14 protein-coding genes are annotated in these 17065 nt (G+C 51.5%); 11 read left to right on the forward strand and 3 right to left on the reverse strand.

From position 1 onward, the window contains the following. The first annotated feature begins 3 nt into the window (after nucleotides 1–3). Nucleotides 4–855 (forward strand): alpha/beta fold hydrolase, encoded by an 852-nt coding sequence (locus ACLIN2_RS28895; RefSeq protein ID WP_411502858.1) that lies wholly within the window; start codon nucleotides 4–6, stop codon nucleotides 853–855. A gap of 40 nt (nucleotides 856–895) precedes the next feature. Here ACLIN2_RS28895 and ACLIN2_RS28900 read toward each other — a convergent pair whose 3' ends face one another. After that, nucleotides 896–1558 carry a hypothetical protein gene (locus tag ACLIN2_RS28900; RefSeq protein ID WP_092268360.1) on the reverse strand — a complete coding sequence of 221 codons (663 nt, stop codon included), beginning with the start codon at nucleotides 1556–1558 and terminating at the stop codon, nucleotides 896–898. Nucleotides 1559–1716: 158 nt separating this feature from the next. Between ACLIN2_RS28900 and ACLIN2_RS28905 the strand changes: the two genes are divergently transcribed. From ACLIN2_RS28905 to ACLIN2_RS28920, 4 genes are all read left to right on the forward strand, one after another. Next, nucleotides 1717–2466 carry a gluconate 2-dehydrogenase subunit 3 family protein gene (locus ACLIN2_RS28905; protein ID WP_411502859.1) on the forward strand — a complete coding sequence of 250 codons (750 nt, stop codon included), beginning with the start codon at nucleotides 1717–1719 and terminating at the stop codon, nucleotides 2464–2466. Nucleotides 2467–2481: 15 nt separating this feature from the next. After that, nucleotides 2482–4203: a GMC family oxidoreductase gene (locus tag ACLIN2_RS28910; RefSeq protein ID WP_411502860.1), complete on the forward strand. Its 1722-nt coding sequence runs from the start codon at nucleotides 2482–2484 to the stop codon at nucleotides 4201–4203. Between the two features lie 213 nt (nucleotides 4204–4416). Beyond that, nucleotides 4417–5625 (forward strand): trans-sulfuration enzyme family protein, encoded by a 1209-nt coding sequence (locus ACLIN2_RS28915; RefSeq protein ID WP_411504613.1) that lies wholly within the window; start codon nucleotides 4417–4419, stop codon nucleotides 5623–5625. A gap of 31 nt (nucleotides 5626–5656) precedes the next feature. Then, entirely contained in the window at nucleotides 5657–7108 is a 1452-nt protein-coding gene (locus ACLIN2_RS28920) for a sigma-54 interaction domain-containing protein (RefSeq protein ID WP_411502861.1), read from the forward strand. A 117-nt stretch (nucleotides 7109–7225) separates the two neighbouring features. On the opposite strand, the gene ACLIN2_RS28925 is transcribed toward ACLIN2_RS28920, so the two are convergent. Then, nucleotides 7226–8350, reverse strand: a complete 1125-nt coding sequence (locus ACLIN2_RS28925; protein ID WP_411502862.1) for a M20 family metallopeptidase — start codon at nucleotides 8348–8350, stop codon at nucleotides 7226–7228. 35 nt (nucleotides 8351–8385) lie between these two features. After that, nucleotides 8386–9708: an amidohydrolase gene (locus tag ACLIN2_RS28930; RefSeq protein WP_411502863.1), complete on the reverse strand. Its 1323-nt coding sequence runs from the start codon at nucleotides 9706–9708 to the stop codon at nucleotides 8386–8388. A gap of 257 nt (nucleotides 9709–9965) precedes the next feature. Between ACLIN2_RS28930 and ACLIN2_RS28935 the strand changes: the two genes are divergently transcribed. The 6 genes from ACLIN2_RS28935 (at nucleotide 9966) to ACLIN2_RS28960 (ending at nucleotide 17056) form a co-directional block, all read left to right on the forward strand. Continuing rightward, nucleotides 9966–11276: a M20 family metallopeptidase gene (locus ACLIN2_RS28935; RefSeq protein ID WP_411502864.1), complete on the forward strand. Its 1311-nt coding sequence runs from the start codon at nucleotides 9966–9968 to the stop codon at nucleotides 11274–11276. A gap of 5 nt (nucleotides 11277–11281) precedes the next feature. Beyond that, a complete protein-coding gene (locus ACLIN2_RS28940; RefSeq protein WP_411502865.1) occupies nucleotides 11282–12484 on the forward strand; it encodes a M20 metallopeptidase family protein in 1203 nt (400 codons plus the stop codon). Between the two features lie 62 nt (nucleotides 12485–12546). Beyond that, on the forward strand, nucleotides 12547–14136 hold the full coding sequence (locus ACLIN2_RS28945) for an ABC transporter substrate-binding protein (RefSeq protein WP_411502866.1): 1590 nt from the start codon (nucleotides 12547–12549) through the stop codon (nucleotides 14134–14136). A gap of 86 nt (nucleotides 14137–14222) precedes the next feature. After that, nucleotides 14223–15140: an ABC transporter permease gene (locus tag ACLIN2_RS28950; protein WP_092268351.1), complete on the forward strand. Its 918-nt coding sequence runs from the start codon at nucleotides 14223–14225 to the stop codon at nucleotides 15138–15140. Nucleotides 15141–15155: 15 nt separating this feature from the next. Then, nucleotides 15156–16082 carry an ABC transporter permease gene (locus ACLIN2_RS28955; RefSeq protein ID WP_092268350.1) on the forward strand — a complete coding sequence of 309 codons (927 nt, stop codon included), beginning with the start codon at nucleotides 15156–15158 and terminating at the stop codon, nucleotides 16080–16082. Between the two features lie 11 nt (nucleotides 16083–16093). After that, a complete protein-coding gene (locus tag ACLIN2_RS28960) occupies nucleotides 16094–17056 on the forward strand; it encodes an ABC transporter ATP-binding protein (RefSeq protein ID WP_411502867.1) in 963 nt (320 codons plus the stop codon). Nucleotides 17057–17065 lie beyond the last annotated feature (9 nt).

Genomic DNA, 17065 nt, shown 5'->3' on the forward strand with positions numbered 1-17065 from the left:
TTCATGGACCGGTCTGTATTTACGTCGATCAAAACGGTGGAAAGAGACGGATTTGTCATGGAGTACGGACTTGCTGGGCATAAACATGCGCCCACGCTGCTGCTGCTTCATGCCATCCGCAATACGAAAATGCTGTTTGCCGGGATTATCCCTGATTTGGCTGCCCATTTCCGCATCGTAGCGGTCGATCTGCGGGGACACGGACATTCTGTGGAACAGTCGACCTTTTCTTTTGATGCCATCGTAGACGATTTGATTGGATTGCTGGATGCAGAATCACTTGATCAGGTAACAGTGGTAGCTTCCTCGTTTTCCAGTGTGCCTGCGCAGATGCTGGCCGCTCAGCGACCGGAGCGCATCTCCAGACTCATCCTGCTGGACGGAGGCTATTACCGGCTGGGAGAAGTGCCTGGCTTCCAGCTGGATCAGGTCGTGCAACGCTTGTCATTAGCGCGGTTTTCCAGTGTGGAGGAGGCAGAGCGGCAATTTGCGGATCGCTATGGAGAGGGGAAGCTGCCAACAGGCTGGATGACATCCGAGCTGGAGGGAAAAGAAGATGGCAAGCTGGGGTACCGTTTGCCGCGAGAGGCATTTATCGGCTATTTTAGCGACTACGCTGCGTTTGATAAAGACACGCTCTTCCGCTCGATCACTTGTCCGGTTCTGGTGCTTCTCGCAGATGAGCGATTTTTGCCTGACGATGAACAGCGGGCATTTCACCGGGCGGCAGTCGTTTTTTATCAACAGGCTGTAAGACAAGCAAAGATTCACTCCATCCCAGGGGCGCTGCATCTCTTGATGGTGTCACATCCAGAGGAAACCGTGAAAGAAATCAGGTCGTTTCTTGCAAAGTAAAGGGACAAGCCAAATGCTTGTCCCTTTTTTGTTTGCTTTTTTATTGTTTCGCTTCACGCATGAGTTTGTTAATCGCTGGGGCGTTGGCATCCTGCCCGGTTTCACGAAGGTGCTTTTTTACCTGCTCGAATGCATCGATTCCCGGTTTGGAAGTGACAGTCAGTACACGCGTTTTTTTGCCGTACAGCTTGTGAATTTGTGCCCGGGCTTGTGAAAGAGTCGTGTTGAGATCGCTTCGGCCCAAAGTACCTGCCGTTCCGGGTGTCGTATGTTCATTTCCGCGTGCCGAGCTGCCAGTGAAATTGCTGAGAAGATGCGTTTGCATCGGATCCATCTGATTGACCGATTGGCTTCTTACTGTCGCTGGGCAAATGACGACTGCGTCCTTGAGAACCAATGCTTGAATGCCATGAACGCCAGCTGCATTCAATTGTGCCTCGAGCTTTGTAGAAGGCCCGTCGCTGTGGAGGTGGGAGCTTCCGATGCTGCTGTAGACATTGGTGCCCATTCCGTTAGAGGTAGTCCCGAGTGAGTTGGTGGTCACTTTCTTCTCTCTGTCTACGCTGGGTATGACGATATCGCCAGGTGCTGCATGATTCTGCGTCCGTGCCGGCTGTGGCTGTGGTGCAGCCTGATTGTTACAAGCGGTCAACAGAAGCACCAGACCCAATCCAGTCCCCATCCATTTCCCAATTCGATTCATGTTCGATCCCTCCAAAGTTGCTTTCTACATACTTTTATCCTGCGCTGTCGATTCTCTGAGTATTTGAGGAGGTTATTGGAAAAAATGTAGGCAGAGCTTGTTTAGTTTGTCGAAAAAATGCACAAACAGGTGAATAGAGACATCAGGAGGTGGAAGTGTTGGCACAATCAAACAACGGAAGTGAACAACCAGTATCACGGAGGAACTTTCTGAAAAACTCCGGGCTTGTACTCGGTGGACTGGTTGTAGGGGGCGTAGCAGGCAGCCTTCTCAACAGACAGCAAGCACCGGCACCGCAAGTTCCTGGAGCAACACCTGCTCCGGCAGCCGATTTCAATCAGGCATTGATGTTCTTCACTCCCGAGCAGTTCAAGGTAGTCGATGCAGCCTGCGAGCGAATATTCCCCGAGGACGATAGTGGACCTGGGGCAAAGGCGCTTGGAGCAGCATACTTTATCGACCATCAGCTGGCAGGAGATTGGGGCTTTAACGCACGCGATTACATGCAGGGTCCTTTTTATCCCGGGGAAGTGACGCAAGGCTACCAAGGCAGGCTGAAGCGGCGGGAGATCTTCGAAATTGGTATTCAAGAAATGAACAATTATAGCAACAGCACGCAGAAGAAACGGTTTTATGAGCTCACTCCGGAGCAACAGGATGCCGTATTGAAGGCATTTGAATCCGATGAGGTCAAATTGACCACGATTTCTGCCAGTGCGTTTTTCAAAATGCTTCGTGCGAGTACGCTGGAGGGCATCTACTCAGACCCTCTTTACGGCGGCAACAAAAACATGGATGGCTGGAAAATGAGGAATTACCCAGGTAATCAAATGGCTTATACCCAAGTTATCGAGAAGGACGAGTTTGTGAAGATGGCCCCTTTGAGCTTGCGGGATCATCAACATTAAGGGGGACAAACCAATATGGCCAAAAAATTGCCGAAAGTCGACGTGGTCATCGTAGGAGTTGGCTGGGGCGGAGGAATTATCGCATCTGAGCTGACTAAGCAGGGCTTGACTGTCGTCGGTCTGGAACGAGGAAAAGAAAGAAAAACAGAAGATTACTTCATGGTACACGATGAGCTGCGCTATGCGATGCGCTACGAAATGATGCAGGACTTGTCCAAAGAAACCATCACGTTCCGCAGCAAAACCAGTGTGCGGGCACTTCCAATGCGTTCGTACGGATCCTTTTTGCTAGGGACTGGCTTGGGCGGCTCAGGTGTTCACTGGAATGGGCAGACCTTCCGTTTCCTGCCCTATGATTTTGAGATCCGCAGTAAAACCATTGAGCGTTATGGAGAAAAGAAAATTCCGGACGGCATGACGATACAGGACTGGGGTATTACGTACGACCAACTGGAGCCGTACTTCGACAAATTTGAGCGGATGGCGGGCATTTCTGGTGAGGAAAATCCTCTGGGTGGCAAGCGCTCACAGCCGTATCCAACGCCGCCAATGAAAATGACGCCCAGCATTAAAATGTTTCAGGAAGCGACCAAAAAAAAGAACCTGCATCCATATATGATGCCATCGGCGAATCTTTCGGAAGCGTACACCAATCCGGATGGAGTCTCGAGGGCTGCTTGTCAGTACTGCGGTTACTGCGAGCGCTTTGGCTGTGAATACGGAGCCAAGGCAGATCCAGTCGTAACCGTCATTCCGATTGCGAAAAAGACAGGGAAATTCGAAATTCGTACCCACTCTCATGTTCGGCGCATTTTACATAATGGAAAAAAAGCGACAGGTGTCATGTACACGGATGTAACCACGGGGGAAGAACTCGAGCAGCCAGCGGATATCGTTGTGTTGACCAGCTATGTCTTCAACAACGCGAGACTGCTGCTCATGTCCAAGCTGGGGCGTCCCTATGATCCTGCGACGGGCAAAGGTGTCATAGGAAAGAATTACGCTTACCAGGTCATCCGTGGGGGAGCAGTCGGCTTCTTTGACGATAAAGAGTTCAATCTGTATGCGGGCGCAGGCTCTCTCGCTATGTGTCTCGACGATTATAACGGGGACAACTTCGATCACAAAGATCTGAACTTCATTCATGGAGCAAATATCAGTCTTTCGCAGCTGGGACTGCGCCCCATCGCAAACAACAAGGTTCCAGAAGGTACACCAAGCTGGGGGAAAGATTTCAAGGCAGCGTCTCTCAAGTATGCGAACCGGTTCCTCTCGGTGGGGGCGCAAGGAGCTTCGATGCCGTTTCGACACCACTTCCTGGATTTGGACCCGACTTACAAAGACGTATTTGGCGATCCGCTCATACGCATCACGTACGATTTCGAAGAACAGGATCGGCAGCTTGCCGCGTATTGTGCGGATAAGTGCGGTGAAATTGTCAAGGAAATGGGAGCCACCGAAAAAATTGAGATTAATAAAAAGCTGGGACCGTACGATATCACCCCTTACCAATCCACGCACAACACAGGTGGCGTAATTATGGGAGCTTCGCCGGATACATCAGCTGTTAACAACTACCTGCAAATGTGGGATGCCGAAAATGTGTTTGTAGTGGGTGCGTCCTCATTCGCCCACAATAGCGGTTACAACCCTACAGGAACGATGGGTGCTCTCTCTTACCGAGCTGCGGAAGGCATTCTGAAGTACCGGAAGAGCGGTGGAGGCATCATCGTGTAACGGGCTGTTTCCTTTTTTGCAAAACGAAAATGCAGATGTGAGAAAAGTCGTTGGTTGAACTGACGGCTTTTTTTCATTGCTTATTCATTGATCTTTGCATCCTTGCGAAAATGGCAAGGAAGTAAAAAGTAGGAATGCTTATTTCATGCGCTTTTTGCCTTTGGCACAGTCCTTGCTATATCAATGCTTTACCAGAGAATAAAGGAGAGACGAATCATGACGAACAAGTGGGGATTGGATACCGCCATCATTCATACAGCACAAACGCCTTGCCAAAAGACAGGAGCTGTGGTGTCGGCGGTCGTTCCGGCTGTGGCCTACGCATTTCCTGACGCGGATGCGGCAGCGGCATGTGTTGCCGGGCAAAGGGAAGGCACGTACTACGGACGCTATGGAAACCCAACGATCCAGACATTGGAGGAAAAGATTGCTGCATTGGAAAATGGAGAAGCAGCTTTGGGCGTCAGCAGCGGTATGGCGGCCATTTCCGCGTCTTTGCTCGCTTTTCTCCAGCAAGGCGACCATGTCGTGTGTACGCGAGACGTCTATGGAGGAAGCCACAAGTTTCTCACGATGTTGGCCCCTCGCTACGGTATTCAAGCTGATTTTGTCGATTGCACCAATCTTGCGGCAGTGAAAAAGGCCTTTTTGCCCCAAACCAAGGTACTGTACCTCGAGACGCCATCGAACCCCTGCCTGACCGTTTTGGATATCACGGAATTGTCCCGGATCGCCCATGAGCGTGGGATCACAGTCATTGTGGATAATACGTTTATGACTCCCTATTTGCAAAGACCACTGGAGCTCGGAGCAGATGTCGTCGTGCACAGTGCCACGAAATATTTGAATGGACATGGAGACGTGATTGCCGGATTTATTGTGGGCAAACAAGAGCATATCCAATTCATGCGCAAGCACATCATGGGTGATTTGGGGCAAAACTTGAATGCCTGGGATGCCTTTCTGATCCTGCGTGGCTTGAAAACATTGGGCCTGCGAGTCAGACAGCACGTCCAAAATGCGGAGGCAGTAGCGCAGTTTTTGGAGAAGCATCCTGCTATCAGCCGCGTATATTACCCGGGACTGGCTTCCCATCCACAGCATGAATTGGCGAAGCGGCAAATGGCGGGCATGGGAGGGATTGTTTCCTTTGAGGTCAAAGGGGGATATGAGGCAGCCAAATCTTTCATTAACGCCCTGCGCCTCGCTATGATATCGTTTAGTTTAGGAGACCCGGAAACTTTGGTGCAGCATCCGGCTTCCATGACGCATTTTTCCATTCCTCCAGAGGAGAGAGCCAAGTTCAACATCACGGACGGCCTGATTCGGCTCTCTACGGGGTTAGAAGATGCAAAGGATATTATCGGAGATCTTGAGCAAGCACTTTCTCCTTTATTGACAGCTGCCGCTGCACATCAGTAGGGAATAGGAACGGAATGCAGGAGGGCCGATCATGACCGAATTTTCCCGCATAGCGGATTTCATACAATCATACGCAGACAATATTTCCAAGGTGCTGGGACTGGATGTCACCATTTTGGATGAACAGGGCATCCGTGTGAGCGGGACCGGCTACTACCAGGAACTCATTGGGCTGCCTGCACCGGAAGGATCGTTCTTTCGGATGATTTTGCAGACCGGGCAGCCGGGTATGATTTTTGATATGAAAAAAAACGAGTCGCAGTGTATGAACTGCAAGTTTTTACAGCAATGCCGGGAGCTGGCCACGATCGGTTTTCCTGTGCACAAGCGGGAAAAGACAGTTGGAGTCATCGGGATCATCGGCTTCTCACCCGAACAAAAGGAAAAAATGCTGCATCACTCGGAAAAGTGGACGCCGTTTTTGCAGCATATCAGCTCTTTAATCGAGCACAAGCTGCTGGAGCTGGACGCCGAGCGGGAAAAGAGCTGCCACATCCAGGAGGAAGTTCCGGAAGCCTCTGCACCTCCTGTTTATTTCGCACAGCTGATTGGGGCAGAAACGGGTTTGCGGGATGTGATAGCCAAAGCGAAAAAAGTAACGAACAGCATCTCAACGGTGTTGATTCGCGGGGAAAGCGGGACCGGCAAAGAGCTGTTGGCTAGAGCGATTCACAGCGAGGGACAGAGGAGCCGGTATCCCTTTGTCGCCATCAACTGTGCGGCGATCCCGGAAACCTTGCTGGAGAGTGAGTTGTTCGGTTATGAAGGGGGAGCATTTACAGGCTCGAGGAGAGAGGGCAAGCCCGGGAAGTTTGAGCTGGCCCATCGAGGAACGATCTTTCTCGACGAGGTCGGGGACATTCCTTTGTCTCTTCAGCCCAAGCTGCTCCGGGTGCTGCAGGAAAAAACAGTCGATCGCGTGGGCGGGATAAAAACGATCGGTATCGATGTAAGAGTGATTGCGGCGACACATCGGGACCTGGAGAAAATGGTACGGGAAGGGACGTTCCGGGAAGACTTGTACTACCGGCTCAATGTCATTCCCCTCCGCTTGAAGCCGCTGCGAGAGCGTAGACAGGATATACCGCTCTACCTTCATCATTTTTTGTACCGGTACTCGACACTCCTGCAAAAAGGGCGCTGTCAGCTCGACTCCTGTCTGTCACAGCAGCTTATTGCCTACGACTGGCCGGGTAACATTCGGCAGCTTGAAAATGCCGTGGAATATATGGTCAACATGGCGGAAGGTGAGGTGATCGGGGATGAGAATCTACCGGATTACCTGCAAACGGTTCGAGAAGGGGTACAAACGGATAGACCGTCCCTTAGCCTGGAGCAAATGCTGGCCGACTACGAGCGCTCCGTGCTGCAGCGATACTATGCAGACAGCTATTTTGCTCAGGATAAGGCAGCCATCGCCAACGAGCTGAAAATCAGTTTGTCCACTCTTTATCGGAAGCTGGAGAAGTACGGATTGGAATAGGAAAGCCAGCTTTGCTCGAACAAAGCTGGCAGATAGACAGAGTAGAGCTGAACAATCAGCTCTATTTTTGTGCAGAAAAGAGTTCCTTATGTAGCCTATTTCTCACCCAGCTTACATTTACAATCGGGTCATCAAGCTGGCAAGCAATGCAGCTCGCACGGGAAGCTGGTCGATCAGGATGTGCTCGTATTCGGCATGGGGGCCATCACCCATAGCGCCTAAGCCATCGAGCGTGGGTACTCCCAGGGCGGCCGTAAAATTTCCGTCGCTTCCGCCGCCGACATGCGCTTCGGTGAGGGTCATTTCCAGTTCATTGCCGCATTCCGTTGCGAGGTGGAACAGCTTTTCCGTCTGGGCCGTGCGCTCCATGGGAGGGCGGTTTACATTCCCCGTAATCTGCAGAGTAGTTCCTTCGAGAAAAGGAGTGGCTTGAGTGATGAGATCGCTTATTCTCTCGGCCTCTGACAGCCGGTTGATGCGCACGTCGATATCGAGAAGGGCACTTTCTGCCACTACGTTGGTGCGATTCCCGCCGCTTGCTATGCCGACATTGATGGTTGTTCCTTTGCTGTAGTCAGTCAAGCCCTGCAAAAACAAGATCTGGTGGGCCATTTCTTCTACTGCGCTGATGCCCTCCTCATGGTGGTTGCCGGCGTGGGAGGCTTTGCCCTTGATGCTCATAGTAAAGTGGCCGACACCTTTGCGGGAAGTTTTTAAGGCTCCCGAATTTGCTACAGCAGGTTCAACGACCAATACAACTTCACTTTTTCTGGCTTCCTGCTCGATGTATGCGCGCGAGCTGTCACTGCCTGTTTCCTCGTCACTGGTGCAAAGGAAAACGACTTTTTTCTGCAGGGCGACTCCGAGATCTTTGCATGCCTTCACAGCCCAAATCGCCTGGATGATCCCGCTTTTCATGTCCAGGATACCGGGGCCGTATGCTTTGTTGCCTTCGACCCGATAAGAGAGTCTCCCGATGTCCCAGACGGTGTCCATATGGCCGAGAATAAGAATTTGACTGTCTCCGTCCCCATAGGTAAAACGCAGATGGTTCCCGGTCGTATCCATCGGAATGACTTCGGCGGTAAGGCCAAGATGCTCAGCGAACAGGGATTGAAACACTTCACCGCAGCGGTCGACGGCTTGTTTGTCTTGCGTAGGGGACTCAGCTTTGACGACGCGTTCCACATCGGCCAAGATATGATCCTGATTCTCTTTCAAATAATGGAGCAGTCCCGACATAATCGCATTCCTCCTGTTTTTGTGTATAAGGTTTGTTAGGAATTCACTTTAGACAGAGGTAATTCGTGCGTATGCAACGCGCAGAGAGCCAGTGTTTTCACCGCAATTTTCATGACCTCTTCGTCGATATCGAATTTTTCATTATGATGTCCGGCTGCAAGCGTGGTTCCAAACACGAGATAGGATGCGAGACCACCGAGTTGCTTTACGCGCTCCATCAAATACGTGGCATCTTCTGAGCCGCCCGCTGATGTCGTATCCACGATCGAAGCGACATCCTTCACTTTGCTTGCCTGCGCCCGGATGTAGGGGAGCAGCTCCGGACTTGGGTCGCTGCTGCCTGCTTTGCCAACGATATCGATTTGGGACTCAACCCCGTACATCTTTGCCGAACCGTGGATGATGTCAATGGCGCGGGAGAGGATATACTCGTTCACTTCACTAGTGTCGCCTCGGGTTTCCAGCTTGAACGAGGCATGGTTCGGAATGATGTTTCGGCCGCTCCCTGCTTCCAGCACCCCAACGTTGATCCTGGAGTTGCCGCCGCTATGACGGGTGATGGAGTGCAAATTCATGACGGCTGACGCTGCAGCAAGCAGAGCGTTTCTCCCTTCTTCCGGATTACCGCCGGCATGCGAGGCGATACCGGTGTAGACTACATCCATTTTGGTAGTGGCCAGATAACCATGCGTTCCACAGACGACTTCTCGCAGGGGGACTCCAGTACCTACATGGCAGGCGAACAAGAAGTCAACATCATTGGCAACGCCAGCTTCCACCATGGCTTTTGCGCCGCGAACCCCTTCCTCAGCGGGTTGAAAGATGAGCTTTACACGGCCGTGGAGCTCTTCTTTGCTTTGACTCAGGACGTAGGCAAGTCCCAACCCAATTGAGGTATGTGCGTCATGGCCGCAAGCATGCATCATTTTGTCGTTGATGGAAACGAACTCTCCTGCAGCTGGAGCGTGATCCAGGGCATGGGATTCTTGTAGATCGAGGGCATCCATATCTACGCGAAAGGCCACCGTAGGGCCAGGTCTGCCAGAGTCCAGAATCCCGACTACACCCGTAAAGCCACCCGACAAGAGCGGGATCCACTCTGCGACAGCTCCCTGTGAGAGGGCCCGTTGTTCCTGGGCTTTAAGAAATGCAAGGGGAGGCACACCCATCCGGGCATCCTCAGCAATGACTTCCCGCCCAGCTTTCACCTCAAAGCCCCATGAAGCAAGCTTGCTGGCCACCATGCTGGCCGTGCGAAATTCCACCCATCCTGATTCGGCGTACTTGTGGAAATCACGCCGCCATTCCTGGAGAGAGGGATACAGTTCTTCTACGAGACCATCTACCTGTCTTTCCATCGTCAAATTCCCCATTTCGAACTTGAATTTAAAGAATGTTTTCTGAATTTTTCTCTTAATTAAATTTTAAGTGTTCTGCATTATTTCAACAAAACCTGCAAAACTACTAAAAATAATCTTTTTAAAATTTAGAATATTTAAAGTTGACACCAAAATCTAATTATTTTATAGTTTTTCTGAACAATTAGCGAATATTTCTGTAAAAGGAGCTGACTTCTGTGCAGGACGTGTTTTCATTCATTGAGCAGAATAGGGAGATGTACATTCGCTGGCTTCAGCAGATTTGCCAACAACCGAGTGTCGCTGCGCAAAATCGTGGCATGAAAGAAACGGCAAACATGGTAGAGCAATTTATCACCCAGATCGGCGGGGAGTCAAAGCAACTAGAAACGTCCGGCTATCCAGTCGTGTACGGCGAGTTTCCTGGAGAGAGCGAGAAAACCTTGTCCTTTTACAACCACTATGATGTGCAGCCGGAAGATCCACTCGATTTGTGGGAGTCTCCTCCTTTTGGAGCAGAAATTCGCGATGGTCGCATGTACGCTCGTGGTGTGGCTGACAACAAAGGAAATCTCATGGCGCGCCTAGCCGCTGTCCATGCCTATACACAAGTAAGGGGGAAGCTGCCTACGCGTGTGAAGTTCATCGTAGAAGGGGAAGAAGAGATCGGCAGCGTTCACCTGGAAGAGTTTGTGGAAAGATATCACGATATGATCCAGGCTGATGGATGTATCTGGGAGTTTGGTTATAAAAATGCGGATGGACGCCCGCAGGTAAGTCTAGGTGTTAAAGGCATGTGCTACGTGGAACTGGTTTGTCGAGGTGCAAACACTGACCTTCATTCCGCCAATGCGGCGATTATCGAAAACCCTGCCTGGAGATTGCTATGGGCACTGAATACATTGAAGACACCGGATGAAAAGATTCAAATTAAAGGATTTTACGACAAGGTAGCGACATTAAGCGATGACGATGCCGCGATGCTCGAGCAAATGATCTACAACGAGGAAAGTACGCTAGAAAAGCTGGGGCTGAAATCCTTCCTGCTTGACCTGTCAGGAATTCCTTTGAAGGAAAAGCTGATTTTCCAGCCGACATGCACCGTTTGCGGACTGGTTTCCGGCTATACGGGCACTGGCTCCAAAACAGTGCTGCCAGCAGAAGCGAGGGTCAAGCTGGATTTCCGACTGGTGCCTGACCAAGATCCGCATGAAATCTTCAGCTTGCTGAGAGCGCACTTAGACGAGCATGGGTTCTCCGATATCGAGATGGAAGGCTTCACTCTGGAGCATCCTGCCCGCACCCCGCTTAACAATCCATTAACCCGTGCAGTGGTGAATACCGTCAAAGACATCTACGGAATGGAGCCAACAATCATGCCGATGTCACCGGGTACAGGGCCCATGTACATACTCTGTCAAAATCTCGGAATCCCAGCGGTGTCAGTGGGAGTAGGCAATTTTGCTTCCAACAATCATGCGCCAAACGAAAATGTCATCATCGAAGACTATATTCAAGGCATCAAGCACATGGCTGCCATATTTGAAGAGTTCGCCAAGGAGGCTTAAAGAATATGGACACTATCCCCGTTTTGTACCGAAGCTCCGAGATTTTAGCGAAGGCAAGCTCGCTAAAGGAGGAAGTGATCACGTGGCGACGGGATTTTCACCAAACTCCCGAACTCGGTTTCGAGGAAGTGCGCACATCGGAACGCGTGGCTAAACACCTCGAAGGCCTAGGGCTTGAAGTGCGGCGAGGCATTGGGCGGACGGGAGTCGTCGGTTTATTGCGCGGCAGTCAGCCTGGACCTACGATCGGGCTTCGCGCGGATATGGACGCATTGCCCATTCAGGATCAAAAGGAATCGGCCTACCGTTCCACCGTACCGGGCAAGATGCACGCATGTGGACACGATGCGCATACCAGCATCCTGATGGGGGCAGCCCAGTTTCTTTCGCAGCAGGCGAGACCTGAAAAAGGCAATATCGCGTTCGTTTTCCAGCCGGCGGAAGAAGGGCTTGGCGGGGCGAGTGAAATGATCAAGGATGGGCTGTTGTCCGCGTACAACATCGAGGCGATGGCGGGACTTCACGTTTTCCCTGGATTGCCGACTGGTCAGATCTCAGCAGTTCGAGGAGTTAGCTGTGCAGCTGCCGACCGAATTCGCATCAATATCATCGGGCGAGGGGGCCATGCTGCACATCCACATCAAGCGATCGATTCTGTTGCGGTGACGGCAGAAGTGCTTTCCGCCTTGCAGCACATCGCCAGCCGTCAGGTGAATCCGCTTGATCCCGTCGTCATTACCATCGGCCAAATTCAAGGGGGCAGCGCGAGCAACGTCATCGCCCCAGATGTAGAGCTCTTGGGAACCGTGCGGACACTGAATCCAGCCTTGCGAGAGCAGATGCCGGGCAAGATTGAAGCGGTAGTCAAAGGAGTGACGATGGCACTGGGAGCTTCCTACGAATTTGACTACCATTTTGGCTACCCATCCATCGTCAATGACGATCAAATGGTTGATCGGTTGCTCGTCACCTCTGATCAAGTGCTCGGTCACGGGAAGTACCAGATGGTAACGCCTTCTATGGGCGGCGAGGATTTCTCGTACTATACAGAGCATGTGCCCGGTGTGTTTTTCCGCTTAGGTGTGGGCAATCCGGAGAAGCAAACGCAGTATCCTCTGCATCATCCGATGTTCGATATCGATGAGGATGCCCTGCCTGTCGGAATCGCTATGCTTTCCGCACTAGCCCTGAACTACCTGGGCCAATAAAAGAATGGTGGAGTTGTGAGTAAAAGAGAAAACAGAGCGAATAAAGAATAGGGGGCGTACACATGAAAAAACGTCTAGCTGGATTCGGGCTTGCCGCCATTTTGGCGCTGTCTACCGCAATCGTCGGCTGCAGCAGTCAATCATCGACTACAACGGCACCAAAACAGGAGCAAGCAGCCCAAGGAACCACTGCTCCTGCAGCGAACGATACAGGTGAAAAAGTCCTGACATTTGCCAGCGGCAGTGACATTGTCAGCTTCGACATTCACGACCACAACAACACATCAACAGAAGCGGTTCATGTAAACATGTTCAACTATCTGGTTAAGAAGGATAAGAATCAAAAGGTTCAGCCTGATCTGGCGACTTCCTGGGAAATCGTCAACGACAAGACTTGGCGCTTCAAGCTGCGCGAAGGTGTAACCTTCCACAATGGAGATCCATTCACGGCAGAAGACGTGAAATTTACCCTGGAGCGGATCGCCAAGGATCAGAAGCTGTTGGAATACGGCAACTACAAGCAAATTAAAGAAGTGAAAATCATTGACCCGCATACGGTTGAAATTATCACCAACGAATCGGAGCCCGTGCTGTTAAACCGGCTCTCCCGCCTCGGCTCAAGTATGCTGCCGTCTAAATACATCAAGGAAAAGGGCTGGGATGAATTCCTCAAAAATCCGGTTGGCACAGGGCCATACAAATTCCAGGAATGGAAGCGTGACGATCGCTTGATCCTGGTGAAAAACGATCAGTATTTCGGCGACAAGCCTAAATGGGACAAGCTAGTTTTCAGAGCGATACCTGAGGATGCGACTCGTGTGGCGGAGCTGATGACTGGCGGGGTAGACATCGCGGTGAACATTCCACCGAGTGACATGGAGCGGATCGAGAGCAATGAAGGCACACATGCGGTCACGGGACCGACGCAGCGGGTCATGCAGCTATCCTTGCGTACAACACCGGGAACCGTGACAGAAAATCCAAAAGTGCGGGAAGCGATTGACCTCGCCATTGATGAAAAAGCAATTGTGGACAACATTCTGGCAGGTGGCGGAACTCCTACGCGTACGCGCGTGACCGCAGGAAACTTTGGGGCTGACCCAGAGCTGTATGGCAAATCACTCTATGACCCGGAACGTGCGAAGCAGCTCCTCGCTGAAGCAGGCTACCCGAATGGTGTGGACATTTCTTTCAGCGCAACAAGCGGCCGCTATCTGAAGGACAAGGAGACTGCCGAGCTGATTCAGGCGATGCTGGCAGAAGTGGGCATTCGCGCCAAGCTGGATCTGTTGGAATGGAGCAAATTCAACGACACGTACAAAGCGAAAAAATTTGGTGAAGTGTTTATGATTTCCTACGCGAACTCCATGTTTGATGCTTCCTTGGCGTTCGACCGTCTGACGACCGAGCGTGCGAAAGGCGAGTCTGACTATAGCAACCCAGAGGTCGATAAGCTGCTGAAGGAAGCCGAAAAGAACATGAATCTGGATGAGCGTGCAAAGCAGTATGTAAAGGTACAGGAAATTATTGCGGAAGAACGCCCTCAAATCTACATGTACCAAATGAATGCAAACTACGGGGTAAGCGACAAAGTGAATTTCGAGCCTCGTTTGGATGAGATGCTTTTTGCAGATGAGGTCACCAAGAAGTAAAAGGGAAACCAGGAAAGTACCCGGGAGGAGGTCTCTTCAAGCTGAGACCTCCTCCTGTATCCAAAAACTCTTGCGGAGGTGACACCATGAGGCAGTACTTGCTGAAATCCTTGCTCCAGATCATTCCCGTCCTGTTTTTGATCTCTATCATTGTGTTCGTGCTCGTGTACTGTACCGGCGACCCGGTTTCTCTGATGTTGTCTGATACGGCTACGGACGAGGACCGGAGGATCTTGATTGCCGCTCTTGGATTGGATCAGCCATTGTATATACAGTACTTCACGTTTATCGGACACCTGTTCCAGGGTGATTTTGGAAACTCATTCCGTTACGACATGCCTGCACTACCGATTGTAATGGAGAGACTTCCCGCTACGTTTGAACTGGCGATTGCCGCTATGCTTGTGGCAACTGTCATCTCCGTTCCTCTAGGCATTCTCTCTGCAACGAAGCGCAATTCATTCCTCGATGTCCTCTTTTCCGGAAGCTCCGTTTTAGGAAAGGCAATGCCGCATTTTTGGCTAGGGATCATGCTCATCCTGTTATTTGCGGTGGAGCTAAAGGCTTTGCCGGTATCTGGCCGAGGCACATTGGCGCATTTAATCCTGCCTGCCTTCACCTTGGGGACTGGCATTGCAGCAGAGATGACCCGCCTGATACGCTCCAGCATGCTGGAAATTCTGAACCAGGATTACATTCGCACGGCTCGCAGCAAAGGCTTGCTGGAATCGATTGTCGTGTACAAGCATGCCTTGCGAAACTCGATGATTCCCGTCGTGACGATCATGGCCTTGCAAACCTCTACACTGATCGGAGGTACGCTGATTACCGAGACCATCTTCTCTTGGCCGGGAATGGGTCAGTTGATCATTCAGGCGGTCAATACCCGGGATATGGCGATCGTGCAGGCAGCCGTGTTTGTCGTGGCAATCCTTGTCATCTTCAGCAACCTGCTGGCAGACATTCTCTATCGCGTCCTGGATCCGCGTATCAAGTACAACTAAACGGAGGTGAGCCGTGTGTCTGCATCCTTGGAAACACAAACGCCGCAACTACAGAGCATAGGCAAACCGGTACAGCATACCGGACAGTTTAAACGATTGACTCGCATGCTGTTTAAAAGCAAGACGGGTACAATCGGATTTCTTATCGTCATTGCCGTCGTGTTCATGTCCATCTTTGCGGGTGCGATCGCTCCGCATGACCCAGCGAAAACGCAGGCGGCCAAACGCCTGAAGCCGCCCATGTGGATGGAGGGTGGATCCTCGGTACATCCATTGGGAACGGACAACCTGGGTAGAGACGTCTTGAGCCGGATCATTTACGGTTCGCAGGTATCGCTCATGGTCGGAATCTGTGCCGTCATATTGGCAGGGACGATCGGCGTCATACTAGGGCTGGTCTCCGGTTATTACGGAGGGTGGATCGACAGTATTATTATGCGAACGGTCGATGCGTTTCTGGCAATTCCTAATATATTGTTCATGCTGGTTATTCTAGCTGTCTTGGGCCCAAGCTTGGTGACGCTGATCCTCGTGCTGGGATTTACCAACTGGGTAAAGTATGCGCGGATCATTCGCAGTGAGGTATTGGGGGTAAAAGAGCGAGACTACGTCAAAGCGGCTCGAACCGTCGGAGCCAGCAATCAACGAATTATCCTGACGCATATCCTGCCTAACGTTATCTCTTCTTTTATCGTGGTTTCTACATTGAGCGTAGCCACAACGATCATTGCAGAAGCGTCGCTGAGCTTCCTTGGATTGGGCATTCAGCCGCCGACGGTATCGTGGGGTGGTATGCTTAGCGACGGCAGGCAGTACCTGGCTACCAGCTGGTGGGTCGCTACTTTTCCGGGAATTGCTATCACGATTACGGTGCTCGGCATCATGTTCCTCGGGGACTGGCTGCGCGATATTCTGGATCCACGGATGAAGGCGAGAAAGTAGGGGGTGGTCAAATGGAAACGAAATTGCTGGAAGTAAGGAACCTGCATACACACTTTAAAACGGAAGATGGAGTGGTTCCTTCTGTGAATGGAATCTCCTTTTCTGTTGCCAAAGGTGAAACGCTGGCTATCGTCGGAGAATCGGGCTGCGGCAAAAGCGTGACCTCCCTTTCGATCATGGGTCTGGTGGCTCCGCCAGGACAAGTGGTGGGCGGGGAAATCTTGCTGGAAGGTCAAAACTTGCTTGCGTTGAACAAAAAAGAGCTCCGCAAGCTTCGCGGCAACAAATTGTCGATGATCTTCCAGGAGCCAATGACCTCGCTCAATCCGGTCTTCACGGTAGGAAACCAGCTGGGTGAAGTGTTTCGTCTTCACCAAAACATGGACAAGCCGCAGGCGCGCGGGCGAAGTATAGAAATGCTGGAGACAGTCGGAATTCCGAGAGCGGATAAAGTTGTTGATTATTTCCCGCATCAGCTTTCCGGAGGGATGCGTCAGCGCGTGATGATTGCGATGGCTTTGGCTTGCAATCCAGCTCTATTAATTGCGGACGAGCCGACGACTGCCCTCGACGTAACCATTCAGGCGCAAATTTTGGAACTTTTGAAAAAATTGAATGATGAATATGATACGGGTGTGATCTTGATTACGCATGACCTCGGTGTCGTAGCCGAGATGGCTGATCGAGTCGTCGTCATGTACGCAGGCGAGGTGGTGGAGCAGGCAAACGTATTTGAGCTGTTCGCAAGCCCCAAGCACCCATACACAAAAGGTTTGCTTGGCTCCTTGCCCAAGCTCGACGAACAGCGGGAAGAGCTGGAATCCATTCCAGGAGCCGTTCCGAATCCGCTGGAAATGCCAGGGGGCTGCGCGTTTCACCCCCGCTGTCCACTGGCAACCGAGCAGTGCCAATCCAAGAAGCCGTCGCTTGTCGAGGTGGCTCCAGACCATCTGGCACGGTGCTTATATGCGTAAGGAGGGAAT

It is taken from the genome of Brevibacillus centrosporus (genome assembly GCF_046622605.1).
In the GTDB taxonomy this organism is placed as follows: Bacteria; Bacillota; Bacilli; order Brevibacillales; family Brevibacillaceae; genus Brevibacillus; species Brevibacillus centrosporus.

What these genes read in the sequence shown, in the direction of transcription:
- ACLIN2_RS28960 (WP_411502867.1), top strand. Translation starts at nt 16,094, where the DNA reads ATGGAAACGAAATTGCTGGAAGTAAGGAACCTGCATACACACTTTAAA.
- ACLIN2_RS28895 (WP_411502858.1), top strand. Translation starts at nt 4, where the DNA reads ATGGACCGGTCTGTATTTACGTCGATCAAAACGGTGGAAAGAGACGGA.
- ACLIN2_RS28935 (WP_411502864.1), top strand. Translation starts at nt 9,966, where the DNA reads ATGTACATTCGCTGGCTTCAGCAGATTTGCCAACAACCGAGTGTCGCT.
- ACLIN2_RS28900 (WP_092268360.1), bottom strand. Translation starts at nt 1,558, where the DNA reads ATGAATCGAATTGGGAAATGGATGGGGACTGGATTGGGTCTGGTGCTT.
- ACLIN2_RS28950 (WP_092268351.1), top strand. Translation starts at nt 14,223, where the DNA reads ATGAGGCAGTACTTGCTGAAATCCTTGCTCCAGATCATTCCCGTCCTG.
- ACLIN2_RS28920 (WP_411502861.1), top strand. Translation starts at nt 5,657, where the DNA reads ATGACCGAATTTTCCCGCATAGCGGATTTCATACAATCATACGCAGAC.
- ACLIN2_RS28930 (WP_411502863.1), bottom strand. Translation starts at nt 9,708, where the DNA reads ATGGAAAGACAGGTAGATGGTCTCGTAGAAGAACTGTATCCCTCTCTC.
- ACLIN2_RS28940 (WP_411502865.1), top strand. Translation starts at nt 11,282, where the DNA reads ATGGACACTATCCCCGTTTTGTACCGAAGCTCCGAGATTTTAGCGAAG.
- ACLIN2_RS28910 (WP_411502860.1), top strand. Translation starts at nt 2,482, where the DNA reads ATGGCCAAAAAATTGCCGAAAGTCGACGTGGTCATCGTAGGAGTTGGC.
- ACLIN2_RS28945 (WP_411502866.1), top strand. Translation starts at nt 12,547, where the DNA reads ATGAAAAAACGTCTAGCTGGATTCGGGCTTGCCGCCATTTTGGCGCTG.
- ACLIN2_RS28925 (WP_411502862.1), bottom strand. Translation starts at nt 8,350, where the DNA reads ATGTCGGGACTGCTCCATTATTTGAAAGAGAATCAGGATCATATCTTG.